At 69.9% G+C, this 26212-nt stretch carries 24 protein-coding genes and 1 pseudogene; 20 read left to right on the forward strand and 5 right to left on the reverse strand.

The window, feature by feature from the left end:
• The first annotated feature begins 204 nt into the window (after positions 1-204).
• From QM732_RS11315 to QM732_RS11325, 3 genes are read left to right on the forward strand one after another with little or no spacing between them, the layout of a single operon-like run.
• The gene (locus QM732_RS11315; RefSeq protein ID WP_415656247.1) at positions 205-798 is read left to right on the forward strand and encodes a nitroreductase family protein; all 594 of its coding nucleotides are present in this window, start codon (positions 205-207) and stop codon (positions 796-798) included.
• Between the two features lie 6 nt (positions 799-804).
• Entirely contained in the window at positions 805-1395 is a 591-nt protein-coding gene (locus QM732_RS11320; RefSeq protein WP_415656248.1) for a cysteine dioxygenase, read from the forward strand.
• Positions 1392-3014: a rhodanese-like domain-containing protein gene (locus tag QM732_RS11325; protein ID WP_415656249.1), complete on the forward strand. Its 1623-nt coding sequence runs from the start codon at positions 1392-1394 to the stop codon at positions 3012-3014. The genes QM732_RS11320 and QM732_RS11325 overlap by 4 nt, the downstream gene beginning before the upstream one ends.
• An 82-nt stretch (positions 3015-3096) precedes the next feature.
• On the opposite strand, the gene QM732_RS11330 is transcribed toward QM732_RS11325, so the two are convergent.
• The 3 genes from QM732_RS11330 to QM732_RS11340 all read right to left on the reverse strand — a co-directional run bounded on the left by QM732_RS11330 (position 3097) and on the right by QM732_RS11340 (position 6001).
• Positions 3097-3687 (reverse strand): NAD(P)H-dependent oxidoreductase, encoded by a 591-nt coding sequence (locus QM732_RS11330; RefSeq protein WP_415656250.1) that lies wholly within the window; start codon positions 3685-3687, stop codon positions 3097-3099.
• A gap of 73 nt (positions 3688-3760) precedes the next feature.
• A complete protein-coding gene (locus QM732_RS11335; RefSeq protein ID WP_415656251.1) occupies positions 3761-4861 on the reverse strand; it encodes an LLM class flavin-dependent oxidoreductase in 1101 nt (366 codons plus the stop codon).
• Between the two features lie 12 nt (positions 4862-4873).
• Positions 4874-6001: an LLM class flavin-dependent oxidoreductase gene (locus QM732_RS11340; protein WP_415656252.1), complete on the reverse strand. Its 1128-nt coding sequence runs from the start codon at positions 5999-6001 to the stop codon at positions 4874-4876.
• Positions 6002-6241: 240 nt separating this feature from the next.
• Between QM732_RS11340 and QM732_RS11345 the strand changes: the two genes are divergently transcribed.
• Genes QM732_RS11345 through QM732_RS11355 form a run of 3 tightly spaced genes read left to right on the forward strand, consistent with a single transcriptional unit; the run spans position 6242 to position 8708 of the window.
• Positions 6242-7090, forward strand: coding sequence for an ABC transporter ATP-binding protein (locus QM732_RS11345; RefSeq protein ID WP_415656253.1), 849 nt, complete (start codon positions 6242-6244; stop codon positions 7088-7090).
• Positions 7087-7908 (forward strand): ABC transporter permease, encoded by an 822-nt coding sequence (locus tag QM732_RS11350; RefSeq protein WP_415656254.1) that lies wholly within the window; start codon positions 7087-7089, stop codon positions 7906-7908. The genes QM732_RS11345 and QM732_RS11350 overlap by 4 nt, the downstream gene beginning before the upstream one ends.
• A gap of 2 nt (positions 7909-7910) precedes the next feature.
• Positions 7911-8708, forward strand: coding sequence for an ABC transporter permease (locus QM732_RS11355; protein WP_415656255.1), 798 nt, complete (start codon positions 7911-7913; stop codon positions 8706-8708).
• A gap of 11 nt (positions 8709-8719) precedes the next feature.
• On the opposite strand, the gene QM732_RS11360 is transcribed toward QM732_RS11355, so the two are convergent.
• Entirely contained in the window at positions 8720-9640 is a 921-nt protein-coding gene (locus QM732_RS11360; protein WP_415656256.1) for a LysR family transcriptional regulator, read from the reverse strand.
• A gap of 299 nt (positions 9641-9939) precedes the next feature.
• On the opposite strand from QM732_RS11360, the gene QM732_RS11365 reads away from it, so the two are divergent.
• The 14 genes and pseudogenes from QM732_RS11365 to QM732_RS11430 all read left to right on the forward strand — a co-directional run bounded on the left by QM732_RS11365 (position 9940) and on the right by QM732_RS11430 (position 25275).
• Complete coding sequence (locus QM732_RS11365; RefSeq protein ID WP_415656257.1) at positions 9940-12462, forward strand: TonB-dependent receptor plug domain-containing protein; 2523 nt, start codon at positions 9940-9942, stop codon at positions 12460-12462.
• A 53-nt stretch (positions 12463-12515) separates the two neighbouring features.
• Positions 12516-13376, forward strand: a complete 861-nt coding sequence (locus tag QM732_RS11370; protein WP_415656258.1) for a TauD/TfdA dioxygenase family protein — start codon at positions 12516-12518, stop codon at positions 13374-13376.
• A gap of 13 nt (positions 13377-13389) precedes the next feature.
• Positions 13390-15012 carry an ABC transporter substrate-binding protein gene (locus QM732_RS11375; protein WP_415656259.1) on the forward strand — a complete coding sequence of 541 codons (1623 nt, stop codon included), beginning with the start codon at positions 13390-13392 and terminating at the stop codon, positions 15010-15012.
• The gene (locus tag QM732_RS11380; protein WP_415656260.1) at positions 15009-15926 is read left to right on the forward strand and encodes an ABC transporter permease; all 918 of its coding nucleotides are present in this window, start codon (positions 15009-15011) and stop codon (positions 15924-15926) included. The genes QM732_RS11375 and QM732_RS11380 overlap by 4 nt, the downstream gene beginning before the upstream one ends.
• 3 nt (positions 15927-15929) lie before the next feature.
• Positions 15930-16847, forward strand: a complete 918-nt coding sequence (locus QM732_RS11385) for an ABC transporter permease (protein ID WP_415656261.1) — start codon at positions 15930-15932, stop codon at positions 16845-16847.
• On the forward strand, positions 16847-18913 hold the full coding sequence (locus QM732_RS11390) for a dipeptide ABC transporter ATP-binding protein (RefSeq protein ID WP_415656262.1): 2067 nt from the start codon (positions 16847-16849) through the stop codon (positions 18911-18913). Before QM732_RS11385 ends, QM732_RS11390 begins: the two co-directional genes overlap by 1 nt.
• Before the next feature lie 21 nt (positions 18914-18934).
• The gene (locus QM732_RS11395; RefSeq protein ID WP_415656263.1) at positions 18935-19657 is read left to right on the forward strand and encodes a peroxiredoxin-like family protein; all 723 of its coding nucleotides are present in this window, start codon (positions 18935-18937) and stop codon (positions 19655-19657) included.
• A gap of 33 nt (positions 19658-19690) precedes the next feature.
• A complete protein-coding gene (locus tag QM732_RS11400; RefSeq protein WP_415656264.1) occupies positions 19691-20350 on the forward strand; it encodes an energy transducer TonB in 660 nt (219 codons plus the stop codon).
• Between the two features lie 44 nt (positions 20351-20394).
• A pseudogene (locus tag QM732_RS11405) lies at positions 20395-21040 on the forward strand (MotA/TolQ/ExbB proton channel family protein); the annotation flags it as partial.
• Between the two features lie 232 nt (positions 21041-21272).
• Positions 21273-21695, forward strand: coding sequence for an ExbD/TolR family protein (locus QM732_RS11410; RefSeq protein ID WP_415659371.1), 423 nt, complete (start codon positions 21273-21275; stop codon positions 21693-21695).
• 10 nt (positions 21696-21705) lie between these two features.
• Entirely contained in the window at positions 21706-22131 is a 426-nt protein-coding gene (locus QM732_RS11415) for an ExbD/TolR family protein (protein ID WP_415656265.1), read from the forward strand.
• A gap of 43 nt (positions 22132-22174) precedes the next feature.
• Entirely contained in the window at positions 22175-23527 is a 1353-nt protein-coding gene (locus QM732_RS11420; protein ID WP_415656266.1) for an LLM class flavin-dependent oxidoreductase, read from the forward strand.
• Complete coding sequence (locus QM732_RS11425) at positions 23528-24853, forward strand: LLM class flavin-dependent oxidoreductase (protein ID WP_415656267.1); 1326 nt, start codon at positions 23528-23530, stop codon at positions 24851-24853. It abuts the gene before it with no gap.
• An 11-nt stretch (positions 24854-24864) separates the two neighbouring features.
• Positions 24865-25275, forward strand: coding sequence for an NUDIX hydrolase (locus QM732_RS11430; RefSeq protein ID WP_415656268.1), 411 nt, complete (start codon positions 24865-24867; stop codon positions 25273-25275).
• A 5-nt stretch (positions 25276-25280) separates the two neighbouring features.
• Here QM732_RS11430 and QM732_RS11435 read toward each other — a convergent pair whose 3' ends face one another.
• Complete coding sequence (locus QM732_RS11435) at positions 25281-26099, reverse strand: NADPH-dependent oxidoreductase (protein WP_415656269.1); 819 nt, start codon at positions 26097-26099, stop codon at positions 25281-25283.
• Between the last annotated feature and the right edge of the window lie 113 nt (positions 26100-26212).

Here is a 26212-nt window from a genome sequence, read left to right on the forward strand (position 1 = left end):
TCAGATAGCAGGTCTCCTGCATATGGGGGCAGATAGGGCCGAGGATGCGCCGACAGCCTGGAGCGATCGAGATCTGCCGCTCAGACAAGACCATCGCCACTCTTCAATGACAACATATATAACGCTTATTAATATCAGAAATTATTATATTTAGAGAGCCAGCCCGCAACCTAGGATGACAGGCGAGACCCGACGGAAGCATCCATGTCAGCACGCCAACCCACCCATGCCATAGACCCGCAGTTCACGCAGCGTTGGTCGCCTCGTGCATTCACCGGCGAGGCCATCGACGAGCCGAAGTTGCTGAGCTTCCTGGAGGCCGCCCGGTGGGCGCCCTCGGGCTTCAATGCCCAGCCCTGGCGCTTCCTGTACGGTCGCGCGGGCACGCCGGCCTGGGCGCCGCTGTTCGACACGCTGTCGGCCTACAACCAAGGCTGGGCGCAGCGAGCCTCGGCCCTGGTGCTGATCGTGTCGCGAACGGTCTGGCAGGCGCCGGGCAAGGACGAGGCGGGGCCCAATGTCACGCACGCCTTCGACGCTGGCGCCGCCTGGGGCCACCTGGCGCTGCAGGCGAGCCTGGCTGGATGGGCGACGCACGGCATCGGCGGCTTCGACCGGGACAAGGCCCGCGTCAGCCTGGGCATTCCCGACGACTACCAACTGCATGCGGTGATCGCCATCGGCCGGCAAGGCGAGAAGACCGTGCTGCCTGAAGCCCTGCAGGCCCGCGAACTGCCCAGCCAGCGCCTGCCGCTGGCACAGTTGGCCGCCGAAGGGCGTTTCGCTTTCACCGACTGAATCGCCATGCCCGACATCAACACCACACCGCTACGTGATTTCATCGTCGCCACCACCGCAGTGCTGCGCGAGCAACCGGACGAGGCGCAGGCGCTGGACCGCGTCGGCACGCTGCTGAGCGCGCTGGTGGCGCACGACGGCTGGCTGCCTGACGACCTGGCCGCGCCTGACCCGGCACGCTACCGGCAGTACCTGCTGCACGCCGACCCCCAAGGGCTCTTTTCGGTGGTCAGCTTCGTCTGGGGACCGGGCCAGTCCACGCCGGTCCACGACCACACCGTCTGGGGCCTGATCGGCATGCTGCGCGGCGAGGAGGTCTCGCAGCCCTACGGTCTCGATGCGCAGGGCCATGCCGTGCCACAGGGCCAGCCAAGCAAACTGACGCAAGGTGCCGTGGAGGCCGTTTCACCGCGCATCGGCGACATCCACCGCGTGGCCAATGCCTTCGACGACCGTGTCTCGATCAGCATCCATGTCTACGGCGCCAACATCGGCACCGTGCACCGCCATGTCTACGCCCAGGACGGAACGGTCAAGCCGTTCGTCTCGGGTTACTCGAACACCTCGCTGCCGAACCTGTGGGGCGCCGCCGCATGAGCCAACACCTGCCCGAAAAACTGCCCATCGTCCACACCGATGCCGTGCGTGACGCCTTGCGCGCACGACGCGAGATCGCGCTGGTCGACGTGCGCGAAGAAGACCCCTACGCGCAGGCGCACCCACTGTTCGCCGTCCAGTTGTCGACCTCGCGACTGGAGCTCGACGCACCCTGGCGCCTGCCCCGGCGCGACGTGCCCGTGGTGGTCTACGACAACGGCGAAGGCCTGGCCGAGCCGTCGGCCCACAAGCTGATCGCGCTGGGCTGGTCGGACGTGAGCCTGCTCGACGGCGGCCTGGCCGGGTGGGCCGAGGCCGGCGGCGAGCTGTTCCGCGACGTCAACGTGCCGAGCAAGGCCTTCGGCGAGTTGCTGGAGCATGAGCGGGACACGCCGTCCCTGCCGGCCGAGGACGTCAAGGCGCTGCTGGACAGCGGCGCGAACGTGGTGGTGCTGGACGCGCGCCGCTTCGACGAGTACCGCACGATGAGCATTCCAGGCGGCACCAGCGTCCCCGGGGCCGAACTGGTGCTGCGCGCACGCGACCTGGCGCCCGACCCGGCGACGCGGATCATCGTCAACTGCGCCGGCCGCACGCGCAGCCTGATCGGCGCGCAATCTCTCGTCAACGCAGGGCTGCCCAATCCGGTGGCCGCCCTGCGCAATGGCACCATCGGCTGGCTGCTGGCCGGGTTCGAACTCGAGCACGGGCAACAGCGGCGCTTCGGCCCGGTCAGCGCCGCCAGCCTGGCCGCGGCACGCGAGTCCGCGCAACAGCTGGCTGAACGCACCGGCGCGCAGCGCATCGACGAGGCCTGCCTGGCCCGCTGGGCCGCCGACGCGAGCCGCACGCTCTACCGCTGGGACGTGCGCACACCCGAGGAATACGCGGCCGGTCACCGGCCCGGTTTCGGCAGTGCGCCGGGTGGCCAGCTGGTGCAGGAGACCGATGTCTTCGCCGCGGTGCGCGGCGCCCGCATCGTGCTGACCGATGGCGGCAGCGCCAGCGACGCGGTGCGCGCCCCGATCACCGCACACTGGCTGGCGCAACTGGGCTGGGAGGTGGCGTGGCTCGATGCGCCGCACCCGAGCGAAGGCCTGGAAACTGGCACATGGCAGCCTGCACGCGGCGCGTCGCCTGAAGTGCAGACCATCGGCGTGGCCGAACTGGCCGGGCTGCTGGCCGAAGATGCCGCCACCGTGATCGACTTCGCCCCCAGCGCCCAGCATGTGCAGGGCCACGTGCCTGGCGCCTGGTGGGCCTTGCGTTCGCAGCTCTCCGCGGCGTTGAAGGGCCTGCCCGAGGCGCCGAAGCGGATCGTCGCCACCTGCGGCACCAGCCTGCTCGCGCGCCTGGCGGCCGTCGACATCCAGGCACTGACCGACATTCCAGTCTCGGTGCTGGAAGGCGGCAACGCGGCCTGGGCCGCGGCGGGGCAGCCGCTGCAGCCAGGCGGTGAGCGCCTGCTCAGCCCGCGCATCGACCGCTACCGCCGCCCCTATGAAGGGACCGACGCGCCTCGCGAGGCCATGCAGGGCTATCTGGATTGGGAGTTCGGCCTCGTCGCGCAGCTCGGCCGCGACGGCACGCATGGCTTCCGTGTGCTGCAGCCTGCATGAAACGCTGCGCTGGCCTGGCTGGCCAGCGCGTGTCTTCAACGGGTGATCTGGCGCCACCGCGCCAGAACCACGCTGGACGACTTCACGCCGCCTGCCGCTGAAGTAGGCTCGCCTCACGCTGCGCGCTGGCCTGCACCAGCAGATCCACCGCCTGCCCCGCCGCCTCGGCGATGCGGGCCTTCAAGCCACTGTTGACGATGGTGTAGCCGTCGAAGTCGGACTCGGCCGCATAGACGGCCGAGGGCACGCTCAGCGCGCGGAAGAAGGAGAACAGCGGACGCAACTGGTGGTCCACCACCAATGCATGGCGGTCGCTGCCGCCATTGGCGGCCAGCAGCACCGGGCGGCCGACGAGAGCGTCCGGCCCGACGAGATCGAACAGATGCTTGAAGAGGCCAGTGTAGGAGCCCTTGTAGACCGGGGTGGCGGCGATGACGAGGTCGGCCGTCTCGATGGCGCGCACCGCCGCCACGCCCTCGGGCGGCAGCTCGGCCGGCCAGCCACTGGCCAGCAGATGCGGCGCCAACTGCGCGATCTCCACGGTCTGCACCTCGACGGCCAGGTGGCCGGCCAGGCCATCGACGAGCCGGGAGGCAATCGCCTGCGCCAGCACCTTGGTGCGAGATTTGACGCCGGGGTTGCCGATCACGACAACGATGCGGTTTTTGCTCATGGGACTTCTCTTTCAGGAACAGGTTCAAGGAATGGTCGAGCGCCGGGCCAGGGCCTGCGCGGCGAAACCGGCATCACGCCGCCTGTACGGCACGCTGCGCGGCGAGCGCACGCGTCAGCGGAATCAGCTCGCGGCCGTACTGCACGCTGTCGGGCAGCGGATCGAAGCCACGGACGAGGAAGGTGTCAATACCCACGTCGTGGTAGTCCAGCAGCGACTCGGCCACCTGCTGCGGCGTGCCGACCAGCCCCGTGCTGTTGCCGCCGGCGCCTGACAGCGCGGCCATCTCGGTCCACAGCCGCTTGTCCACCACCCTGCCCTGCGCGGCCACGGCCAGCAGGCGCTGCGAACCGACGTTCTGCGGCGCACCGACACCGCGGAAGCGGGCAGCAAACGGGCTGTTCGCCTTGGCGGCCTTGGCACGCGCCAGGATGTCGTCGGCGCGCGCCCAGGCCGCTTCCTCGGTCTCGGCCAGCACCGGGCGCAGCGACAGGCTGAAGCGGATCAGCTTGTCGCGCCCGTGCTCGGCCGCCGCGGCGCGCACGCGCTGCACCACCTCGCGCACCTGCGCGACCGGCTCACCCCACAGCATGTAGACGTCGGCATGCTTGGCGGCGATGCGGATGGCGGCGTCGGACGAGCCCGAGAAGTAGATCGGGATGTGGCCGTTGACCGGCTTCACGTCGGAGTAGGCGCCCGTCACGCGGTAGTGCTTACCTTCATGGTCGAAGGGTTTGTCGCTGGTCCAGACCTTCTTCAGCACCTCGATGTATTCGCCAGTGCGCTCGTAGCGCTCGTCATGGCTCAGGAAATCGCCGTCACGCTGCTGCTCGGCATCGTTGCCGCCGGTGATGAAGTTGATGGCGACGCGGCCGGCGCTGAGCTGGTCCAGCGTCGCGAAGGTGCGCGCGGCCAGCGTGGGTGCGGTGAAACCAGGGCGGTGGGCGATCAGCGGGCTCAGCGTTTCGGTCTGGTGCGCGACGTAGGACGCGAGTTGCAGCGTGTCCGGTGCAGCACTGAAGTAGCCCAGCAGCACACGGTCGAAGCCCGCGCTCTCGTGGGCCCGCGCGGCCAGCGACACATAGCGCTTCTGGACGACAGGGCCGCCGCTGGACGGGTAGGCCTCGCTGCCTTCCTGGTTGCCGACGAGGCCGATGAATTCGATCTTGCTCATGGTCTGGTTCCTTCAGGCGGCGTTGGCCAGGTGAGGTGCTGCGGTGGCTTCACGGCGTGCGATCTCCTCGCGCACCAGCGGAATGAGATGACGGCCGTAGTCCAGCGCGTCCTGCAACGGCTTGAAGCCACGGATCAGGAAGGTGCTCACACCCGCCTCGTGATACGCCAGCAGCGACTCGGCCACCTGCTCGGGCGTGCCCACCAGCGACGTCGAGTTGCCAGCCGCACCGGTCAGCGCGGACAGCTCGGTCCAGAGCCGCGCGTCGACCACCTTGCCGCGGCTGGCCGCCTGCAGCAGGCGCTGCGAACCCACGTTCTGCGGTGCCTGGCCCTGGCGCTCCTGCCAGCGCCGGCTCTGGGTGATGACGTCACGCGCCTGCGCCAGGATGCCCTGCGCCTTCGCCCATGCGGCCTCTTCGGTGGCCGCGATGATGGGACGCAGGCTCAGCGAGAAACGCACATGCTGCTCGCGGCCATGCTCGGCTGCGGACGCGCGCACGCGGGCGATGGTCTCGCGCACCTGGTCGAGCGGCTCGCCCCACAGCGCGTAGACATCGGCATGCTTGCCCGCCACGCGGATGGCCGCATCGGAGGAGCCGCCGAAGAAGATCGGCACATGCGGCTGGCCGTTCAGCCGTTGCAGCGGCTTGACGCTGGAGATGTTGTCCCTGAGCTTGTAGTGCCGGCCCTCGAAGTCGAAGGGCTGATTGCTCGTCCAGGTCTGCTTGACCACGCTGAGGTATTCGTCGGTGCGCTGGTAGCGCTCGTCGTGGCCCAGGTAGTCGCCGTCGCGCTGCTGTTCGGCATCGTTGCCGCCACTGATGATGTGCACGGCCAGCCGGCCTTCGCTGAAATGGTCCAGCGTGGCGAGCTGGCGCGCCGCCAGGGTCGGGAACACGAAGCCCGGTCGATGCGCGAGCATGAAGTTCAGCCGGCTCGTCTCGTGCGCGGCATAGGCCACGATCTGCTGGGCGTCGGCGCTGTGGCTGCCGTAGGCCACCAGCGCACGGTCGAAGCCGACATGCTCGTGCGCCTTGGCCACGGTGCTGATCCAGCTGCGGTCGATGGCGGGACCCGTGGCGGCCACGATCTCGCTGGACTCGCGTGGCGCGACGTAACCGATGAATTCGACGGGCATGACGCTCTCCTGAAATGCAATGAGTGGGCGCGATCCTAGAGATCGACAAAACAACACAAAAGCGCATTATTCTTATAAACATATATGCACCATCCGCATTCACAAAAGCACCAGCATCGGTCTCGGCGCTGACACAACCGACGTCGACGCTGCGACACTTCGGCGCCCTGAGATCACCTCAAATGCCCGGCCGGTTCCGATGCCGCAGCGCCGTTGCACCCACACCCGGAAAGTCCGCCGATGACGCACGTGAGTGTCGAGAACCTCAGCAAGATCTACCGCATTGCCGAGCGCGACCCCGGCCTGCTGGGCGCCTGGCGCGGCCTGCTGCGCCGGCGCCACCGCGTGGTGCAGGCGCTGGACGGCGTGTCCTTCACGCTGCAGCGCGGCGAGCTGCTGGGCTTCGTCGGCCCCAACGGCGCGGGCAAGTCCACCACCATCAAGCTGCTGGCCGGCATCCTGCGGCCCGACGGCGGGCGCGTGACGGTGGACGGGCGTGACCCGTTTGCCGACCGAAAGCGGCATGTGGCGCGCATCGGCGTCGTCTTCGGCCAGCGCATCCAGCTCTGGTGGGACCTGCCCGTGGGCGAGGGCTTCGACCTGCTGCGCGACATCTACCGCGTGGACCCGGCCCGCTACCGCCGCACGCGCGACGAGCTGGTGGCGTTGCTGAACCTGGCGGCCATCATCGACCAGCCGGTGCGCCAGCTCTCGCTGGGCCAGCGCATGCGCGCCGAGATCGCCGCGGCGCTGCTGCACGAGCCCGAGCTGCTGTTCCTGGACGAGCCAACGCTCGGCCTGGATGCACCGTCCAAGCTGGCTGTGCGCGGCTTCGTGAAGCGCGCCAACCGCGAGCGCGGCACCACGGTGCTGCTCACCACACACGACATGCATGACATCGAGGCGCTGGCGGAGCGCGTGCTGGTCATCGGCCACGGCCGGCTGCTGGCCGACACCTCGGTGCAGGCACTGCGCAGCCAGGCACAGGCCATCGCGCCGCAGCCCGGCGCCGAGGCGGGCGGCGATGACCTGGCCATCGAGGAAGTCATCACCCGCTTCTACGCCCTGCATGGCGCCACGGAAGCATGAACCCGGCCGCACTGCTGCGCCCCTACGGTGCTGCCTTCCGCGCACGCTGGCTGGCGATGCTGCAGTACCGCAGCGCGGCGCTGGCCGGCTTCGTCACGCAGTGCTGGTGGGGTGGCATCAAGGTCATGGTGCTGGCGGCCTTCTACGCTGGCGCACCCCATGCGGGCGCCATGCCGCTGAGCCAGGCCATCAGCTACACCTGGACCGCGCAGGGCCTGTTGACGCTGCTGCCCTGGGCCGGCGACCCGGAGGTGGCGCAGGCCGTGCGCAGCGGTGCCGTCGCCTACGACCGGCTGCGCCCGCTGGACACCTATGCGCTCTGGTACGCGCGCAGCGCCGGCTGGCTGGCGGCCCGCGTGCTGCCACGACTGGCCTTGATGGCGGGCTTTGCCGCGCTGCTGCTGCCGCTGTGCGGCGCGTCGCCATGGGCCTGGCAGGCGCCCGCCACAGCCGGCGCGGCGCTGGCCTTCCTGCTGTCGGCCTTGCTGGCCTGGGCGCTGGCCACGGCGATGGTGATGCTGCTGAACATCGCCACGCTGGCGGCGCTGGATGCGCGCGGCATCAACGCGCTGGCCACGCCGGTGGTGATCGTGCTGTCGGGCAACCTGCTGCCGCTGGCTTTGCTGCCCGACGGCTGGCAGGCGGCCCTGCTGCTGCAGCCGCTGGCCGGCCTGCTGGACATTCCGCTGCGCCTGTATTTCGGCCAGGTCGGCACCTGGGCGCTGGGCCTTCAGCTGGGCTGGCTGGTGCTGCTCGTGGTGCTGGGCCGGCTGCTGCTGGCGCACAGCTTCCGCGCACTCGACGTGCAGGGCGGTTGAGCATGGATGCGCTGCTGTTGCGCCTGCTGGCTGCCTCGCTGCGCGGCCAGGCGCGCTGCCCGCTGTCGGCCGCCATGCTGACCGTGGGCCAGTTCGCGGCCACCGGCATCGAGGCCGTGGCGGTGTGGGCGCTGTTCCACCGCTTCGGCACCGTGCAGGGCTGGCAGCTGGCCGAGGTGGCGGTGTTCTACGGCCTGGCCAACATCATGTTCGCCATCGCCGACGCGCTGGGCCGCGGCTTCGACGTGCTGGGCAGCGAGTTGCTGCGCAGCGGCCAGTTCGACCGCCTGCTGCTGCGCCCGCGCACGCTGACCTTGCAGTTGATGGGCCACGACCTTCGCATCAGCCGCCTGGGTCGCCTGCTGCAGGGCGGGCTGGTGCTGCTGTGGGCCGGTGCGCAGGGCGTGTTCATGTGGGACGCAGCCACGCTGGCCGTGGCGCTGTTCGCCGTGGTCGGTGGGGCGGCGCTGTTCCTGGGCATCCTGGTGCTGCAGGGCACCCTCGCCTTCTGGACGGTGGAGAGCCTGGAGGTGGCGAATGTGCTGACCTACGGCGGCGTGCAGGCGGCGCAATACCCGCTGGCCATCTACGAGCGTTGGTTCAGGCGGCTGCTGAGCTTCGGCGTGCCGCTGGCCGCGGTGGCCTACTACCCGGCGCTCTTCATCCTGCAGCGGCCCGACCCGCTGGGCGCACCGGCCTGGCTGGGCGCCGTGTCGCCACTGGCGGGTCTGGCCTTCCTGGCGCTGTCCCTTGCGGCGTGGCGCGTGGGCGTGCGGCACTACGCGTCCACCGGGTCATGACGGCGGCAGGCTCAGCGCGCGCGGCCGCGGCCGGCCGGCGCCGGCTGCTCGAATCCCTTGGCAATGCCCTCGCCGAAGTGGGCCACCGCCTTGGCCATGTTGCCGTGGAAACCGGGGCCGACCAGCCACACGTCGACGGACAGGGAGAAGTCCCGCGGTGACAGCAGGTCCAGCTCGTCGCGCCACTGGCTGGCCATGAGGGCGGGCCGCGAGACCAGGCCGACCCCCAGGCCCGAGGCCACCAGGCCCAGTTGCAGTTCGCTGCCGTAGGTTTCCATGTTGAGCTGCAGGCGCAGGCCCAGATCGGACAGCCGGCGTTGCAGCGCGGCGCGAAAGCCGCAACCTTCCGGGTTGAGGACCCAGCCGGTCTCCGCATAGCTGCGCAGCTTGCCGCCCGTCTGTGCGAAGCGCCCCTTGGCCGCCACCACCACCACGTCGGTGGAGCCCAGGCGTTCGCCGCTCAAGCCGTCGGGGGCCAGCGCCTTGGCGGGCAGGAAGACGGTCGCGGCGTCCAGCTTGCCCTGCACCACCTTGTCGAGCAGGCGCGCGCTCCAGTCGGTGGAGATCTGCATGCTGACGTCCGGGTACGAGCGCTGCATCTCGCTGAGCACCTCGATCAGGCCGATGGACCCCATCGAATGCGTCAGGCCCAGGCGCAGCTGACCCGTCGGCTCGGCATCGGCCGCCACCAGCTGAGCCAGCACATCGATCTCGCGCAGCGCGCTCTTGGTCTGCTCGTGCACGCGCAGGCCCAGCACGGAGGGGCGTGGCGGCTTGGTGCTGCGGTCCAGCAGCTGCGCGCCGAGCGCCTCTTCCAGGCTCTGGATGCGACGCGTGATGGCGGGCTGGGTCAGGTTCAGCGCCCGGGCGGCCTCACTGATGGAGCCATGGCGCACCACGGCATCAAAAGCACGCAAATCATCAGTCTTCATAGAGGCGCTGTCGGTGTCATGCGTTTGAAAAACGCCGTCATCGTAACGCCCCAAAAAGGGACGCAAGACCTAGAACATGCGCCCCATACGCGCCCACTAAATATGCATATATCGCAAATATGACGAACATAAACATATACGAAAAGCATAGTTATTAAATCTGCACGGGCTCCCTAGCATGCGCTTCGTTGGTGGCCTAGGCGCCACTTCATCGCACACCACCCCGGACCGTATTCCCTCCCATGAGCCTGCCTGCGAACCCGCGTTTCCGCCCTGCGTCACACCGACTTTCCACCCTCATGCTGGCCTGCGCCGCCCTGCCCGCGTGGGCGCAGCAACAGGCACCGGCAGCAGCGCCGGCCGCGTCGGAGCTGAGCCGGGTCGTCATCAGCACAGGCTCACGCGGCAAGCAGATCGCCGTGACGAACAGCCCCTCGCCCATCGACGTGGTCAGCGGCGAGGAGATCCGCGCCAGCGGCAAGGCCAGCCTGCGCGAGGTCATCGGCACGCTGGTGCCCTCCTACACCGCGCCGTCCCAGCCCGGCGGCGGCACGTCGGCCAGCGTCCGGCCCACCAAGATCCGCGGCCTCTCCGGCGACATGCTGCTGGTGCTTGTGAACGGCAAGCGCCGCCACAACACCGCCGTCTACAACAACTTCGGCACCGGCAGCGTGCCGGTCGACCTGGACCTGATCCCGGTCTCGGCCATCGAGCGCATCGAGGTGCTGCGCGACGGCGCGGCGGCGCAGTACGGCTCGGACGCCATCGCCGGCGTGCTGAACATCATCCTCAAGCGCAGCGCCGACGGCGGCAGCATCGCGCTCACGGCCGGCCAGCAGCAGGACCGCCCCGGCGACCTGGCGCAGGTCGGCTTCAACAAGGGCCTGTCTCTGGGCGAAGACGGCGGCTTCATCAACGTCTCCGTCGACGTACGGCTGCAAGGCCCGTCCTACTCGGCTGGTGAAGCACAGGGCCCCTTCTACTTCCCGCTGCTCAACGGCAAGCCGGTGCCCTATGGCACGCCCGGCGCCACGCCCGACCCGCGCGAGGAAACTATCGACCGGCTGTTCGCCAAGGGCAGCGGCCGATCCAACCGCGACAGCGTCATCAACACCGCCTACAACGCCGAACTGCCGTTCTCCGAGGCGGTGACGCTGTACTCCTTCTCCACCTTCAGCTACCGCGACATCGTCGACACGCGTGGCAGCTACCGGCCCAACTCGCTGAACACGCTGCTGGAGGTCTTCCCCGACGGCTTCGCCACGCAGCGGCTCATCAGCCAGCCCAACTACCAGCTGGCCTTCGGCAGCAAGGGCCTGCTCGCCGGCTGGAACTACGACCTCAGCGCCACCTATGCCCGCGACCTGGCGGTGCTGAATGCCCGCAACACCACCAACAGCTCGCTCGGCCCCACCAACGCCAAGACTGAGTTCTACCTCGGCAACCTGCTGTTCAAGCAGAGCACCGTCAATTTCGACATCACCCGCGAGATCGACATCGGCACGGCCAAGCCGGCACAGCTGTCGTTCGGCCTGGAAGACCGTTGGGAGCGCTACGCAGAAGGCGCCGGCGAGCCCGACTCCTACCGCGACGGCGGCTACATCTACCCCGTCGGCACACCGCGCGCCGGCCAGCGCCCGCCCGCCGGCCTGCAATCCTTCATCGGCACCTCGGCGCGCGACGCCGGTGCGCTGGAGCGCAACAGCGTGGCCGCCTACGCCGACCTGGGCGCCAACATCACGCAGAACTTCTACGCCAGTGCCGCCGCCCGCTTCGAGCGCTACAACGACAGCTCGGGCGACACCGCCAGCGGCAAGCTGTCGCTGCGCTACGAGGTGGCGGAGGGTTTCGCGGTGCGCGGCACGGCCAGCACCGGCTTCCGCGCGCCGTCGCTGGCCCAGCAGATCTTCTCGGTCACCCAAAGCTCCAGCGTGCGCGGCAACGACGGCGTGGTGCGTTCGGCACTCATCGCCTACCTGCCGCCCACCAGCCCGGCCGCCAAGTCGCTGGGCGCCAGCCCGCTGACGCCGGAGAAGTCCAAGAACCTGAGCCTGGGTCTCACCTTCGAGCCGGCGCGCGGCCTGCGCCTGACGGTGGACGCCTACCAGATCAAGGTCTCCGACCTGATCATCAAGGGCGAAGCGCTGACCGACTCGGGCGGCTCGACCATCGTGCGTGACGCGCTGCTGTCCATCGGCCTGATCGACCCGGCGCCCACCAGCTCGGCCCAGTACAACCTGAACGCCGCCGACATCACCACCCGCGGCATCGACATCACCTCCGAATACAGCACCAGCCACGGCACGCTCGGCCAGGTGCGCTGGTCGGCGCTCTACAACCGCAACAAGATCAGCATCGACCGCATCAAGGCCAACCCGGCCGAGCTGGCGGCATTCGGCACCCGCTACACGCCCTTCGGCCGGGTGGCGCAGTCACAGCTCACCGGCTCCAGCCCCAAGGACAAGCTGGTGCTCGGCGCGAACTGGTCCCGCGGCCCGGCCACGGCGAACCTGCGCCTGACCCGCTTCGGCGGCTACACCGAGGCTGCCGGTGCCACCGCCGCGCTCGGCCTGGACCGCACCTTCGCCGCGCGCTGGATCACCGACCTCGAACTCGGCTGGAAGCTCACCCGCAGCATCACCGCAGCGCTCGGGGCCAACAACCTGTTCGGTGTGCGGCCCACGAGCCAGCCCGTCACGCCGACGGCCGACGCCGCGCTGCCCGGTGGCACCCGCATCGACGCCACCAACAACTACGGCTCGTTCAGCCCCTATGGCGTGAACGGCCGCTTCGCCTACGCCCGGCTCAGCTACGAACTCTGAGCTGCCTTCCCCCGTGGCGTCAACGCCACCCCACCCACCCGCAGGAGACACGCATGTCCGCCGTCCTCAACGAAACCACGCGCGCCAAGACCGGCACGCTCACCGTCAAGCAGCTGGAACCCACCATCGGCGCTGAGATCAGCGGCATCGACCTGCGCCAGCCCCTCAGCATCGAGCAGCGCGACGAGATCAAGGCGCTGCTGCTCAAGCACCGCGTGGTGTTCTTCCGTGACCAGCCGATCAACCACGAACAGCAGGTCGCCTTCGCCCGCCAGTTCGGCAAGATCTACCAGCACCCCAACACGCGCCGCACCGAGACGCGCTTCGACGCCAGCACGGCCGACTCGCACCGCATCTCGGCGGCCGAGACCCGCAAGGTCTACAAGGTGACCTCGGGCCGCTGGCACACCGACACGAGCTGGCTGGTGCGCCCGGCATGGGGTGCGGTGCTGCGTGAGGTGGACATTCCCGAGGTCGGCGGCGACACCGTCTGGGCCGATGGCCATGCCGTGTACGAAAGCCTGTCCGACGAGCTGAAGGAAAAGATCGCCGACCTGTACGTCGTGCACGACTTCCAGAGTGCGCTCAAGCGCGTCGAGCTGGACTACCCCATCGTCGCCCATCGCCTGGTGCGCGTGCACCCGGAGACCGGCGAAAAGATCCTGTGGCTGAACTTCTCGCAGAACCCCAGCGTCATCGGCTGGGACCGCGCCGAGAGCGCTGCGCTGATCGCCGAGCTGGAGCGCGTCTACGCCAAGCCCGAGTTCCATGTCCGCTTCAAGTGGAGCAAGCACGCGCTGGCCTTCTGGGACAACCGCGCCGGCCTGCACTACGCCGTCAGCAACTACGGCGACTACCCGCGCGAGCTGGAGCGCGTGCTGGTCGAAGACTTCGACGCCCTGCCGCACTACTGATCGGAGCGAGACGATGCGCCTGCTGTTGGCCACCTTGAGTGCGATGCTGCTGCTGGTCGCCTGCGACAGCAGGCGTGCCGGCAACGACGGCGGCGCCACCGCCGCTAACAAACCCGTGGCCGGCGGGGAGCTGGTGTTCGCCTTCGACGGCGCCGGCGCCTCCACCTTTCCCCTGGACCCACAGCGCGCCCTGTTCGCACCGCACGTGCGCATCATGCGTTCGGTGTTCGACAGCCTGGTCGCACCGCTTCCGGGCAACCGTTTCGGCCCCTGGCTCGCCACCGAGTGGCAGGCCACGCCGGACGGCCGCAGCACCACGTTCAAGCTGCGGCAGGACGTGACGTTCCACGACGGCACGCGCTTCGACGCCGCCGCCGTGAAAGCCAATTTCGACCGCATCGCCGACCCGAATAACACGTTGCCCGGCCGTCAGGATCTGACCGGCTTCCTGGGCGCCACCGTGGTCGACGAGTTCACCGTGCGGCTCGATTTCTCGCAACCTTTCGCACCGCTGCTGTCGCATCTGGCCAAGGCCACCTTCGGCATGATCTCGCCGACGGCGCTCGCCCGCTACGGCGACCAGATCCCCGCGCATCCCGTGGGCACCGGCCCCTTCAAGGTGACGCAGATCGTGCCCGGCAGCGAAGTCGTGACCGAGCGTTTCGAGGCCTACCGCTGGGCACCTGAAGGCAGCTCGCACACGGGGGCCGCATGGCTGCAGCGCCTCGTGTTCAAGAACGTGCCGGAGGAGGCCACCCGGGCCGCCGTGCTGGCGAACGGTCAGGCCCAGGCCGTGGACTTGCTGCCCCCGCAAAACCTGGTGCAGCTACGCGGTCAGCGCGACACCGGCGTCGTCGAGGCGGAGCTGCTGAATCACAACTATTCGCTGCACCTGAACATCACCCGCGAGCCCTGGACCGACCCGCGCGTGCGCCTGGCATTCCGGCAGGCGATCGACCTCGACGCCATCGTCAAGACCATCTATCTCGGCACCGCGCAGCGCGCGTGGGCGCCGCTGTCGCCCGGCGTCGTCGCCAGCGCAGACGCGGCGTTGAAAGACCGCTGGAAACCTGACCGCACGGCGGCGGCCGCCGCGCTGGACGCCGCTGGCTGGAAACCCGGCCCGGACGGTGTGCGGCAGAAGGACGGCAAGCGGCTGGTGGTGCAGTTCCTGGACAGCCAGGGCAACCGCGAGAAGCGCCTGGACGTCATCGCCATGGTGCGCCGCCAGCTGCGCGAAGCCGGCTTCGACCTGCGCATCGACAGCCAGCCCGGCGGCAGCATGCTGGAGAAGGCGCGCCGCGGCGAATTCGACCTGGTCGGCTGGAGCCAGTTCGCGTCCGACCCGGACGTGCTGCGCCGCATCTACTCAGCGAAGGCGCGCACGATCTCTGGCCTGTCGCAGGTGGACGATGCCGAACTCAACGACTGGCTCGACGCGGCCGTCCAGCAGACGGACCCGGCGGCACGTGCTGCGCTCTACGCCAAGGCGCAGGAACGCATCATCGACGCCACCTACTCGATCCCGATCTACGTGCTGACCTACAACGTCGTGCACTCGAACAAGGTGCGCGGCATCACGATCGGCACCTACGGGTTCCCGCAGTTTCACGGCGCCTGGGTGGCCCAGCCATGAACGTGCGCCGCATCGTCGAGCGGCTGCTCGCGTCGCTGGCCGTCGTGTTCGGCGCCATCACGCTGGTGTTCCTGCTGCTGAACTGGCTGCCCGGCGACCCGGCCGAGCTCGTCGCCGGCGACGACGCACCGGCCGAGGTGCTGGAGCGCGTGCGCCAGCAGCTCGGCGTGGACAAGCCGCTGGCGCAACGGTATGTGGACTATCTCGCGGCGCTGGCGCGCGGAGACCTGGGCCAGAGCTTCGTCACGCGCGAGCCGGTGCTGCAACGGCTGACCAAGCAACTGCCGGCCACGCTGCAACTGACGCTGGCCGCCTGCGCCGTGGCGATGGTGCTCGGCGTCTCGCTGGGCGTGCTGTCGGCCCGCCATGCCGGCCGCTGGCCCGACCACGCCATCCAGGCCGTCGCGCTGACCGTCTATTCGATGCCGGGCTTCTGGCTCGGCATCCTGCTGATCCTGGTGTTCTCGGTCGCGCTCGGCTGGCTGCCGGTGATCGGCAACTCGTCGGCGGCGATGGTGCTGCCGGTGCTGGCGCTGGGGCTGGTGGTGTCCGTTCCCATCCTGCGCATGGTGCGCGACGGCATGCTGGACGCGCTGCAGCAGCCCTTCGTCACCACGCTGCGCGCCAAGGGGCTGCGCGAGAGCCGCATCTTCAACGTGCATGTGCTGCGCAACGCGCTGATCCCGACCATGACGCTGCTCGGCGTGGTCGGCGGCGAACTGCTGTCGGGCGCCGTCGTCATCGAGACGCTGTTCGCCCGCCAGGGCCTGGGCCGCGTGACCGCCGAGGCCATCGCCCAAAAGGACATCCCCGTGGTGCAGGGCGCCATCCTGCTAGCCGCGATGTTTTTCGTGCTTGTGAACCTGCTGGTCGACCTGTCGTACACGTGGATCGACCCGCGCGTGAGGACCTGAACCATGGCTGAAACCCTGCTTGCCCCGCCGCTCGCTGCCGCCCGCAGCCTGCCTTCCCCGGCGTCCGTCGCGCCGCCTCGCGCCGCGACGCCCGCACGCCGGCGCCGCCGGTTGCCCAGAGCAACCGTGGTGCTGCCCCTGTTGCTGCTGAGCTTCGCACTGGGCTGCGCGCTGGTGCCCGGCGTCATCGCGTCGCAATCGCCCACGGCGATGCTGTCCGACGCGGTGCTGCAGCGGCCCGGCACCGAGCATCTGTTCGGCACCGACCAATTCGGCCGCGACATGTTCGCGCTGGTCGTCCACGGCGCCCGCCAGTCGCTGCAGATCGCACTGATGTCCACCTTGTTCGGCGTGAGCGCCGGGGCGGTGCTGGGCGTGATCGCCGGCTACTTCGGCGGCTGGATCGACGCGCTGCTGATGCGCCTGGCCGACGTGTGGTTCGCGCTGCCGGAGGTGCTGATGGCCATCGCCATCGCCACCGCACTCGGCCCGGGCGTCGGCAACATCATCCTGGCCATCTCCGTCGCCAAGATCCCGCGCTGCGCCCGCGTGCTGCGCGGGCAGGCGCTGGGTGTGCGACACCAGGCTTTCGTCGAAGCGGCACGTGTCTCGGGCGCCTCGAGATGGGCCATCCTGCGTGGCCACGTGCTGCCGCACTGCGCGGCGCCGATCCTGGTTCTGGCCACGCTGGGGCTGGGCAGCAGCATCCTCGCGGCGGCCTCTCTCAGCTTCCTGGGGCTGGGCGTCAACGACGAGATCCCGGACTGGGGCTACCTGCTGACGCAGGGCCGCGCCTACCTGACCACGGCCTGGTGGACGGTGGTCTTTCCGGGCCTGGCCATCACCACGCTGGTGATCTCGGTCAACCTGCTGGGCGACGCGCTGCGCCGCCGGCTCGACCCCCGTCAAGGACCGCGGTGATGGACCTGAGCGAACCGATCCGGCGCCACCTGCCCCCGCTGCTGGAGGTGCAGGGCCTGGCCGTGCGCTTCGGCAGCGACGAGAAACCGCTCGATGCGGTGGACGACGCCAGCCTCGTCATCCACCGCGGCGAGACCGTCTGCCTGGTGGGCGAGTCCGGCAGCGGCAAGACGGTGACGGCGCTGTCGGTGCTGCGGCTGGACGAGCACCGGCGCGCACGCATCGTCCGGGGCGACATCCGCTTCGATGGCCGCGGCCTCGTCGGCCTGCCCCGGGCCGAACTGGAAGACCTGCGCGGCCGTCGCATCGCGATGGTGTTCCAGGAGCCGATGACCGCCTTCGACCCGGTGTTCACCATCGGCGACCAGATCATCGAGACCGTGCTTCGCCACAGCCGCATCAGCCGCCGAGCGGCCTACGAACGCGCGGTTCACCTGCTGGAGCGCGTGCACATGCCCGACGCCCGGCTGCGCATGGCGCAGATCCCGCAGCAGCTCTCCGGCGGCATGCGCCAGCGCGCCATGATCGCCATGGCCCTGGCCTGCGGACCCGAGCTGCTCATCGCCGACGAGCCCACCACGGCGCTGGACGTCACCATCCAGGCGCAGATCCTGGCGTTGCTCAAGGAGCTGCAGCAGCAGGACGGCATGGCCATCCTGCTCATCACGCATGACCTCGGCGTCGCCGCCGAAGTGGCCGACCGCGTGGTGGTGATGTATGCGGGCCGCGTGGTCGAGCAGGCGCCGGTCGAAGGCCTGTTCACGCAGCCGGGTCACCCCTACACGCGCGGCCTGCTGCGCTCGGCCGTGCCGGTCGACAGCGTGCGCGGCAGCCGCCTGGTCGCCATCACCGGCAGCATTCCGCGGCTGGACGACCTGCCCAGCGGCTGCCGCTTCCACCCGCGCTGCCCGCAGGCCGACGCGCGTTGCAAGCAGAGTTCACCGCCGCTGGAGCCGGTGGGCGAGCGCAGCGTCGCCTGCTGGCATGCGTTCGCGCCCGAGCGGCCGGCCACGGGCGTCACGAGCACTGCGGCGCTGCCGGTCACGCTGCGGGGCACGCTGCCCGCACGCTCTGCCACCCTCGCCGACCGGGTGCCCGAGGGCACGCCGCTGGTGCAGGCCGTGCAGCTCAGCAAGCAGTTCGCCAGTGGCCGCGGCCTGCTGTCGCGCGGCCTGCCGGTGCGCGCGCTGGACAACGTGTCCATCGACATCCAGCGCGGCGAGACCTTCGGCCTCGTCGGCGAGTCCGGCTGCGGCAAGAGCACGCTCGGTCGCCTGCTGCTGCAACTCGAAACGCCCACGCAAGGCGATGTGCGCTACGCCGGCAAGTCGCTGCAACTGCTCAAGGGCGACGAGCGCCAGCAGGCGCGGCGCGAGATGCAGATGATCTTCCAGGACCCCTACAGCAGCATCGACCCGCGCTGGACCGTCGGCCAGGTGATCGCCGAGCCGCTCGCGGCCCACCGCATCGGCAATACCCAGGAGCAGGGCGAGCGCGTGGAAGCGCTGCTGGAGCTGGTCGGCCTGCCGGGCAGCGCCCGCACCCGCCATGTGCACGAGTTCTCCGGCGGTCAGCGCCAGCGTGTCGGCATCGCACGCGCCATCGCGCTGGAACCCAGCTTCGTGCTGGCCGACGAGGCGGTCTCGGCGCTCGACCTGTCGGTGCAGGCCCAGGTCATCAACCTGCTGTCGGACCTGCGCGAGCGGCTGTCGCTGACGACGCTCTTCATCGGCCACGGCCTCCATGTCGTGCGGCATCTGTCGGACCGCATCGGCGTCATGTACCTGGGCCGGCTGGTCGAGGTGGCGCCGGCCGACGAGCTGTTCCGCCACCCAGCGCACCACTACACCCGCGCGCTGATCGCCGCCATGCCGGTGCCCGACCCCCGCCGCCGGCGCGAGTTCGTGCCGCCGGTCGGCGAGCTGCCCTCGCCCACCGCGCCGCCCTCGGGCTGCCACTTCCACCCCCGCTGCCCCGCGGCCACCGAGCGCTGCAAGCGCGAGGTGCCGCCCCTCGCCACGCTCGCCACCGGACGCACCGTGGCCTGCCACTTCCCACTCCACTGAACCGTCACCCAGGAGCCCGCCATGAGCACCCCCACCGACAACGCGACCTTCACCTACACCCCCACACCCGGCCAGAAGGAGTCGCTGCACGACATCTTTCGCCAGTTGCATGCCTGGCGTGTGGAGAACTTTCCGCCGGCCCAGCTGCAGAGCAACATCGACCAGCGCCAGCGCCTGGTGGCCGAGGCCAACCCGGGCCAATGGGTGAAGGCCGGCGACCTGGTCCACCCGTTCAGCGTGCAGGAGGTCGACGGCCAGACGCTGACGCTGGACAGCCTGCTCGAACGCGGCCCGCTGGTGCTGGTGTTCTTCCGCTTCGAGGGCTGCCCGGCCTGCAACCTGGCGCTGCCCTACTACCAGCGCAACCTGCTGCCGGGCCTGCAGGCGCTCGGCGCCACGCTGGTGGCCCTGAGCCCGCAGGTGCCCGAGAAGCTGGTGGCCATCAAGCGCCGCCACGACCTGGGCTTCCTCGTCGCGACCGACCGCGACAACTCCCTCGGCCGCCGCTTCGGCATCCTCTACACAGCCGACGAAGCCTCGCAGAAAGCCGCGCTGGCCCGCGGCAAGAGCACCGGCGAGACCACCGGCACCGGCACGTGGCAGCTGCCGCAGCCGACCGTCGTCGTCATCGACACCGACCGCCGCGTGCGCTTCGCTGACGTCCACCCGGACTGGCTGCTGCGCACCGAGGCCGAACCCATCCTGGCTGCCGTGGCCGAACTGCGCCAGCCGGTCGCCGCCTGACGCCACCGCGCCCTCATTCACGGGAGCCTGACCATGGAACTCGCCCTGCCCCAGCGCCCGGACGGCAGCAGTCACGCCGTCGGATTCAGCGTGGTCGTGGCCGTGCATCTGGTGATCGGCTATGCCATCGTCAGCGGCTTGGCCCAGAAAGTGGTGGACATCGTGCGCGAGCCCCTCGAGGCCCGCCTCATCGATGAGGTGAAGCCGCCCCCGCCACCCGAGCCCGCCAAGCCACCGCCCAAGCTGCTGCCCAAGTTGACGGCGCCGCCGCCGCCCACGCCCTATGTGCCGCCGCCGGAGGTATCGGTCGCCGCGCCCGCCAACCCGGCGCCCACGATCACCGCCACCAGCCCGGTGCTGCCTCCGCCGGCGCAGGAGGTCAGGGCGGCGCCGCCGGCTCCCGTGCCGGCGCCACCGCCGGCCAGGAGCGAGCCGGTGACCATCGGCGTGGTCTGCCCCACGCAGGTGGCCCCCGTGCTGCCCCGGCGCGCGCAGCTCGAAGGCATCACCGGCCAGGTGCGCGCGCAGGCCAGCATCCGCGGCGGCCGCGTCGTCGACGTGCAGATCCTGAGCTCCAAGCCGCGCGGCCTGTTCGACGCCGCCGTGCGCGCCGCCTTGCTGCAGTACGGCTGCCAGAGCAGCGGCACCGACGAAATCGTCGCCGTGCAGACCTTCGACTTCCGCGCCGACTGACCCCGCACGGCGCGATCCCCACCCCCCATTCCCTGGAGTACCTGATGAACAAGCGCTCGTTCTCGCAGCTCGGCGCCGCCGTGCTGCTGCTGACCCTGTCCGCCACCGCCCTCGCCCAGCCGGAGCCCGTGTCCAACCCCTACGGCATCGACGCCCTGTGGGCGCAGGGCGACCTCGTCGCCCGCGGCACGCTGGCGCTGCTAGTGCTGTTCAGCCTGGGCAGCTGGTATGTCCTGGCCACCAAGCTGACGCAGAGCATCCGGCTGTCCCGCGAAGCCCGCCTGGCCCGCGACACCGTGCTGCACGCCGACACCGTGGCGGCCGGTGCCCGCGCACTGAAGGCCGGCAGCACCTACCGCTACGTTACCGAGACAGGCCTGGCCGCCGACCAGCAGTACACCGGCGCCGTCACCGAGCACATCGACCGCAACGAATGGATCAATGCCAGCCTGCAGCAGGCCGTGGACGACGTGCAGGCGCGCCAGCAGGAAGGCCTGGCCCTGCTCGCCACGGTGGGCGCCACGTCGCCCTTCGTCGGCCTCTTCGGCACCGTGTGGGGCATCTATCACGCGCTGACGGCCATCGGCATCGCCGGCCAGGCCAGCATCGACAAGGTGGCCGGCCCGGTGGGCGAGGCGCTCATCATGACCGCCATCGGCCTGGCCGTGGCCGTGCCTGCGGTGCTGGGCTACAACTGGCTCGTGCGCCGCAACAAGGTGGCGCTCGACGGCGTGCGCCGCTTCGGCACGGAACTCCATCGCGCGCTGCTGGGCGCCAAGCTGGCGCCCCAGTCCTCCTCGCACAACAACGACCAACCCGGGCACACGGCGCCCGAGAAGCGCCCGGCCCGCCCGCACCCGGCGCCGTCGAGCGGCGCTGACGCCGGCCCGGCCGGCGCCGCCGGAGCGCTGGGATGAGCAGCCTGCGCCTGAAGGCCTCCGGCGGCGGCGACGACGAGGTCAATGCAGCCATCAACACCACGCCGCTGGTGGACGTGATGCTGGTGCTGCTGATCATCTTCCTCATCACCATCCCGGTGGTGACGAAGACCGTGCCGCTGAACCTGCCCAAGCAAAGCAACGTGGCGCGGCAGACCAAGCCCGAGAACATCGAGGTGTCGGTCGACCGCGACGGCGGCGTCTACTGGAACGGCGACCACCTGACCAGCAGGGACGAGCTGCTGCAGCGCCTGAAGGTCGTCGCCCAGCAGACGCCGCAACCCGTGGTGCAGATCCGCGGCGACGGCCAGGGCGCCTACGAAGGCGTCGGCCGTGTGCTGCTGGCCTGCCAGCGTGCCGCCATCGCCAAGATCGGCTTCATCACCGAACCCGCGCCGAAAGGCTGAAGGACACCCCATGGCCATGAACGTCGGCTCGCCCTCCGGATCGGGCGAGGTGCTGTCGGAGATCAACACCACGCCGCTCATCGACGTGATGCTGGTGCTGCTGATCATGCTGATCATCACCATCCCGGTGCAACTGCACTCGGTCAACCTGAACCTGCCGCAGGGCGCATCCACGCCGCCCGCCAAGCCGCCCGAGGTGGTGCGCATCGATGTCGATGCCGACGGCAGCATCCAATGGAACGGCGAACCCGTGCAGGCCAGCGAGATCGAGACCCGCCTGCAGGCGCAGGTGGCCGCCCTGCCCGAGCAGCCCGAGGTGCACCTGCGCCCCAACAAGCGCGTGCCCTATGACGCCGTAGCGCAAGTGCTGGCCGCAGCGCAGCGCGTGGGCGTGACCCGGCTGGGTGTCACCGGCCACGAGCAGTTCGTCGAATGAGCGCGGCTGCCTCCCCACCCTCTTCCCCTGGAAACCCATCGCCATGACGCAAGCCCAACGACAACTGCACTTCGGCCTCATCCTCGCCGGCACCGGCTCCGGCTGGGGCGACTGGCGCCACCCCGACGCCCATCCCAAGGGCAGCACCGACATCGATCTCTACATCCAGCAAGCCCAGCGGGCCGAAGCCGGCAAGTTCGATTTCCTGTTCGTGGCCGACAGCGTCTCGATCAACGAGCGCTCCAGCCCGCACTACCTGAACCGCTTCGAGCCGCTGACCATCCTGTCGGCACTCGCCGCCGTGACCCGCCACATCGGCCTGGTGGGCACGGTGACGGTGAGCTACAGCGAGCCCTACACAGTGGCTCGCCAGTTCGCGTCGCTGGACCACATCAGCAAGGGCCGCGCCGGCTGGAATGTCGTGACGTCCTGGCTCAGCGGCAGCGCCGCCAACTACGGCCGCCCGGAGCACCCGCCGCATGCCGTGCGCTACGGCATCGCCGCCGAGCACCTGAAGGTCGTGCAAGGCCTGTGGGACTCGTGGGAGGACGACGCCATCGTCGCCAACCGAGAGACGGGCCAGTTCTTCGAACCTGCCAAGCTGCATGCACTGAACCACCAGGGCGCGCACTTCTCGGTCGCCGGGCCGCTGAACATCGCCCGCTCGCGCCAGGGCCAGCCGGTGATCTTCCAGGCCGGCGCGTCGGAGGACGGGCGCAACTTCGCCTCGCGGCAGTCCGACGCCATCTTTGCCGGCGGCGGCAGCTTCGAGGAAGCCCAGGGCTACTACGCCGACGTGAAGCGCCGCGCCACCGGATTCGGCCGCGACGCCAGCCAGTTGCTCGTGCTGCCGGGCCTGCGCACCATCGTCGGCCGTGACCACGCCGAGGTCGAGCGCAAGTACCGCGAGGCGCGGTCGCTCGTGCGCATCGAGGAAGCACTGCCGGCGCTGGGCCGCTCCTTCAACGACCACGACTTCAGCGTCTACCCGCTGGACGAGCCCTTCCCCGACGTGGCCGCCCTCGGCTCGGAAAGCAACCGCAGCGCCTCCGAACGCATCGTCAAGCTGGCGCGCCGCGAGAACCTCACGCTGCGCCAGACGGCGCTGCGCGTGCTGGCACCTCGCGACGAATTCGTCGGCACTCCCGACAAGGTGGCCGACGCGATCCAGCGCTGGTTCGAGCAGGGTGCGGCCGACGGCTTCATCTTCGGCCAGGTGCTGCCGGGCGACCTGAAGGACTTCGTCGAGCTGGTCGTGCCACTGCTGCAGGAACGCGGCCTGTACCGCAAGGACTACGCTGCACAGACGCTGCGCGGCCACCTCGGCCTGCCGGTGCCGGAGAACCGCTACACCTCGGCGCGCCTGACCGCCACCCCTCAGCCTGCGGAGGTTTGAATGAGCCAACGACAACTGCGCCTGGGCGCCATCCTCAGCGGCGTCGGCACGACCCAGCACGCCTGGCGCGCACCGGACCTGCCCGGCGATGCCAGCATCGACATCCGCTGGGCCATCGCCCAGGCAAAGAAAGCTGAAGCTGCGAAGTTCGACCTGATCTTCATCGTCGACAGCCCCTACATCACGCCCGACACGGCGCCGCATTTCCTCAACCGGCTGGAGCCGCTGACGCTGCTGTCGGCGCTGGCCGTGCACACCGAGCGCATCGGCCTGGTGGCCACCGCCACCACCTCCTACAACGAGCCCTTCAACCTGGCGCGGGCCTTTGCGTCGCTGGACCTCATCAGCGGTGGCCGCGCGGGCTGGAACGTCGTCACCACCGGGCTGGAAGGCGCAGCCGGCAACTACGGCCTGGAGAAACACATCGACCACGCGCTGCGCTACCGCCGCGCCCAGGAGCACCTGGACGTCGTGCGCGGCCTGTGGGACAGCTATGAGGATGACGCCTTCCCTCGCGACAAGGCCAGCGGCGTGTTCCTGGACAAGGCCAAGCTGCATGCGCTGAACCACCACGGCGAGTTCTTCAACGTCGCCGGGCCGCTGAACATCTCGCGCAGCGCGCAGGGCCAGCCGGTGATCTTCCAGGCCGGCGACAGCAGCGATGGGCGTGACCTCGCCGCGCGCAACGCCGAAGGCATCTACACGAACGCCGAGACGCTGGAGGACGCGCAGGCCTTCTACCGCGACATCAAGCAGCGCACCCTGGCGGCCGGCCGCCGGCCGGAGCACATCAGCATCCTGCCCGGCCTCGTCCCCATCATTGCCGCCACCGACGACGAGGCGCGCCGGCGCGAAGCCGAGATCCACGGCGCGGTGGACCTGAAGAAGGCGCTGGTCGCGCTGGGTCGCCCGTTCAACTACCTCGACTTCTCGGCCTATCCGCTGGACGACGCCTTCCCCGACCTGGCCGGCCTCAGTCTCAACGGCTACCGCGGCCATGCCGAACGCATCATCCGCATCGCCCGCGACGAAAAGCTCACGCTGCGCCAGACCGCACTGCGCTTCGCAGCCCTGCCCTCGCCCTTCGTCGGCACGGCCAGGACCGTGGCCGACGAGATCGAACGCTGGTTCAAGGAAGAAGGCGCCGACGGCTTCAACTTCCGCGTGTCGGTGCCGAGCGAGTTCGACGCCTTCATCGACGGCGTGCTGCCCCTGCTGCGCCAGCGCGGCCTGGTGCGCACCGACTACGAAGGCAGCACCCTGCGCGAGCACCTGGGCCTGCCCTTCCCCACGAACCGCTACGCGGCCGCGCGGGCGGCGGCCTGAGTCGTCCGCCCATGAGCACCCACAAGGCCGTTGCCGTGCTGCTGCGCGGCGAAGGGAGCGACGTCGAGGTGCTCGTCTTCAGGCATCCGCTGGCCGGCGTGCAACTGGTCAAGGGCAGCGTCGAGGCTGGCGAATCGGTCCGGGACGCCGCGGTCCGGGAACTGGCCGAGGAGTCAGGGCTTCACACAGTGCACGAGCGCAGCCTCGGCTCCTGGCCGAGCCGCTACCAAGGCCAGGTGTGGCACTTTGAAGTGGTGACCGCCACCACGCCCGTGCGGGATGCCTGGGCGCACCTCACGCAGGACGACGGCGGCCATGTCTTCAGGTTCTTCTGGCACCGCCTGCACGCGCCCGCGGGCGAGGACTGGCACCCGGTCTATCGGGACGCGCTGGCCGAACTCAGGCAGCGGCTCGCCCGCTGACGCGCTCATTCGAGCGCGAAACCCTGTGCTCGCAGCACCTCGGCCAGCCGGTGCCGGCCGGCCAGGCTGTCGGGCCTGGCCACGCGCTGGCTGGCCTGCTGGGACCAGGCCGTCGGAGGCAAGCCCTGGCCGCGCTGGAAATCCTGGATCAGTTCGTCGTAGGCCGCCACCGCGGCCGGTTCGGTCTCGCGCTCGTAGCGCTCCCGGTGCAGCACGGTCGACTGCGCCAGACGCGGCTTGATGGCAGCCGGCCGGGCCGGGTCAGGGTGGCCGACGCACAGGCCGAACAGCGGGAAGGCGTTGGGCGGCAGGTGCAGTTCCTGCGCCACCGCGGCGGCATGGCTTCGCAGCGCACCGATGTAGACGGTGCCCAGGCCGAGGGACTCGGCCGCGACGACGGCGTTCTGCGCGGCCAGCGCGGCATCGATGGCGGCCACCAGGAACATCTCCAGGTAGCGGTTGGCCCCCGCCTCGCGCCCCAGGCGGGCGGCCGTGCGGTCCAGGCGCGACAGGTCGGCCACCCAGACCAGGAACAGCGGCACCTGGCGGATATGCGCCTGCCCGTTGGCGGCCTCCGACAGCCGCGCCTTGCGCGCCGGGTCCTGCACGGCCACCACGCTCCAGGCCTGCAGGTTGGACGAACTGGCCGCCGACTGCGCCGCAGCCACCAGCGTCTCCAACGTGCCCTCCGGCAGCGCATCGGGCAGGAAGGCGCGCACCGACCGGTGGGCGAGCAACTGGTCGATCACCGCCGTGCCGGCCACCGGCGCGTCGGCAGGCGCGGCGCCATAGCGCTGCTGCCAGAGTTCGGCGAACACGCTCATCGTGCGATCTCGCCGGCCGGGGCGGCGAGGGTCTTGGGGGTCATGTGCTTCATGGGGCTTCCTTTCGTTTCGGCCCCAGTTTCATGCGGGCGATGCGGTGGCCGTCATGCACA

Origin of the sequence: Roseateles sp. (genome assembly GCF_047654805.1) — a bacterium.
Lineage (GTDB): Bacteria > Pseudomonadota > Gammaproteobacteria > Burkholderiales > Burkholderiaceae_C > Pelomonas.

Bases quoted from the DNA above. Each gene is read 5' to 3' on its own strand.
- QM732_RS11315 (WP_415656247.1), top strand. From the start codon at position 205: ATGTCAGCACGCCAACCCACCCATGCCATAGACCCGCAGTTCACGCAG.
- QM732_RS11320 (WP_415656248.1), top strand. From the start codon at position 805: ATGCCCGACATCAACACCACACCGCTACGTGATTTCATCGTCGCCACC.
- QM732_RS11325 (WP_415656249.1), top strand. From the start codon at position 1,392: ATGAGCCAACACCTGCCCGAAAAACTGCCCATCGTCCACACCGATGCC.
- QM732_RS11330 (WP_415656250.1), bottom strand. From the start codon at position 3,687: ATGAGCAAAAACCGCATCGTTGTCGTGATCGGCAACCCCGGCGTCAAA.
- QM732_RS11335 (WP_415656251.1), bottom strand. From the start codon at position 4,861: ATGAGCAAGATCGAATTCATCGGCCTCGTCGGCAACCAGGAAGGCAGC.
- QM732_RS11340 (WP_415656252.1), bottom strand. From the start codon at position 6,001: ATGCCCGTCGAATTCATCGGTTACGTCGCGCCACGCGAGTCCAGCGAG.
- QM732_RS11345 (WP_415656253.1), top strand. From the start codon at position 6,242: ATGACGCACGTGAGTGTCGAGAACCTCAGCAAGATCTACCGCATTGCC.
- QM732_RS11350 (WP_415656254.1), top strand. From the start codon at position 7,087: ATGAACCCGGCCGCACTGCTGCGCCCCTACGGTGCTGCCTTCCGCGCA.
- QM732_RS11355 (WP_415656255.1), top strand. From the start codon at position 7,911: ATGGATGCGCTGCTGTTGCGCCTGCTGGCTGCCTCGCTGCGCGGCCAG.
- QM732_RS11360 (WP_415656256.1), bottom strand. From the start codon at position 9,640: ATGAAGACTGATGATTTGCGTGCTTTTGATGCCGTGGTGCGCCATGGC.
- QM732_RS11365 (WP_415656257.1), top strand. From the start codon at position 9,940: ATGCTGGCCTGCGCCGCCCTGCCCGCGTGGGCGCAGCAACAGGCACCG.
- QM732_RS11370 (WP_415656258.1), top strand. From the start codon at position 12,516: ATGTCCGCCGTCCTCAACGAAACCACGCGCGCCAAGACCGGCACGCTC.
- QM732_RS11375 (WP_415656259.1), top strand. From the start codon at position 13,390: ATGCGCCTGCTGTTGGCCACCTTGAGTGCGATGCTGCTGCTGGTCGCC.
- QM732_RS11380 (WP_415656260.1), top strand. From the start codon at position 15,009: ATGAACGTGCGCCGCATCGTCGAGCGGCTGCTCGCGTCGCTGGCCGTC.
- QM732_RS11385 (WP_415656261.1), top strand. From the start codon at position 15,930: ATGGCTGAAACCCTGCTTGCCCCGCCGCTCGCTGCCGCCCGCAGCCTG.
- QM732_RS11390 (WP_415656262.1), top strand. From the start codon at position 16,847: ATGGACCTGAGCGAACCGATCCGGCGCCACCTGCCCCCGCTGCTGGAG.
- QM732_RS11395 (WP_415656263.1), top strand. From the start codon at position 18,935: ATGAGCACCCCCACCGACAACGCGACCTTCACCTACACCCCCACACCC.
- QM732_RS11400 (WP_415656264.1), top strand. From the start codon at position 19,691: ATGGAACTCGCCCTGCCCCAGCGCCCGGACGGCAGCAGTCACGCCGTC.
- QM732_RS11415 (WP_415656265.1), top strand. From the start codon at position 21,706: ATGGCCATGAACGTCGGCTCGCCCTCCGGATCGGGCGAGGTGCTGTCG.
- QM732_RS11420 (WP_415656266.1), top strand. From the start codon at position 22,175: ATGACGCAAGCCCAACGACAACTGCACTTCGGCCTCATCCTCGCCGGC.
- QM732_RS11425 (WP_415656267.1), top strand. From the start codon at position 23,528: ATGAGCCAACGACAACTGCGCCTGGGCGCCATCCTCAGCGGCGTCGGC.
- QM732_RS11430 (WP_415656268.1), top strand. From the start codon at position 24,865: ATGAGCACCCACAAGGCCGTTGCCGTGCTGCTGCGCGGCGAAGGGAGC.
- QM732_RS11435 (WP_415656269.1), bottom strand. From the start codon at position 26,099: ATGAGCGTGTTCGCCGAACTCTGGCAGCAGCGCTATGGCGCCGCGCCT.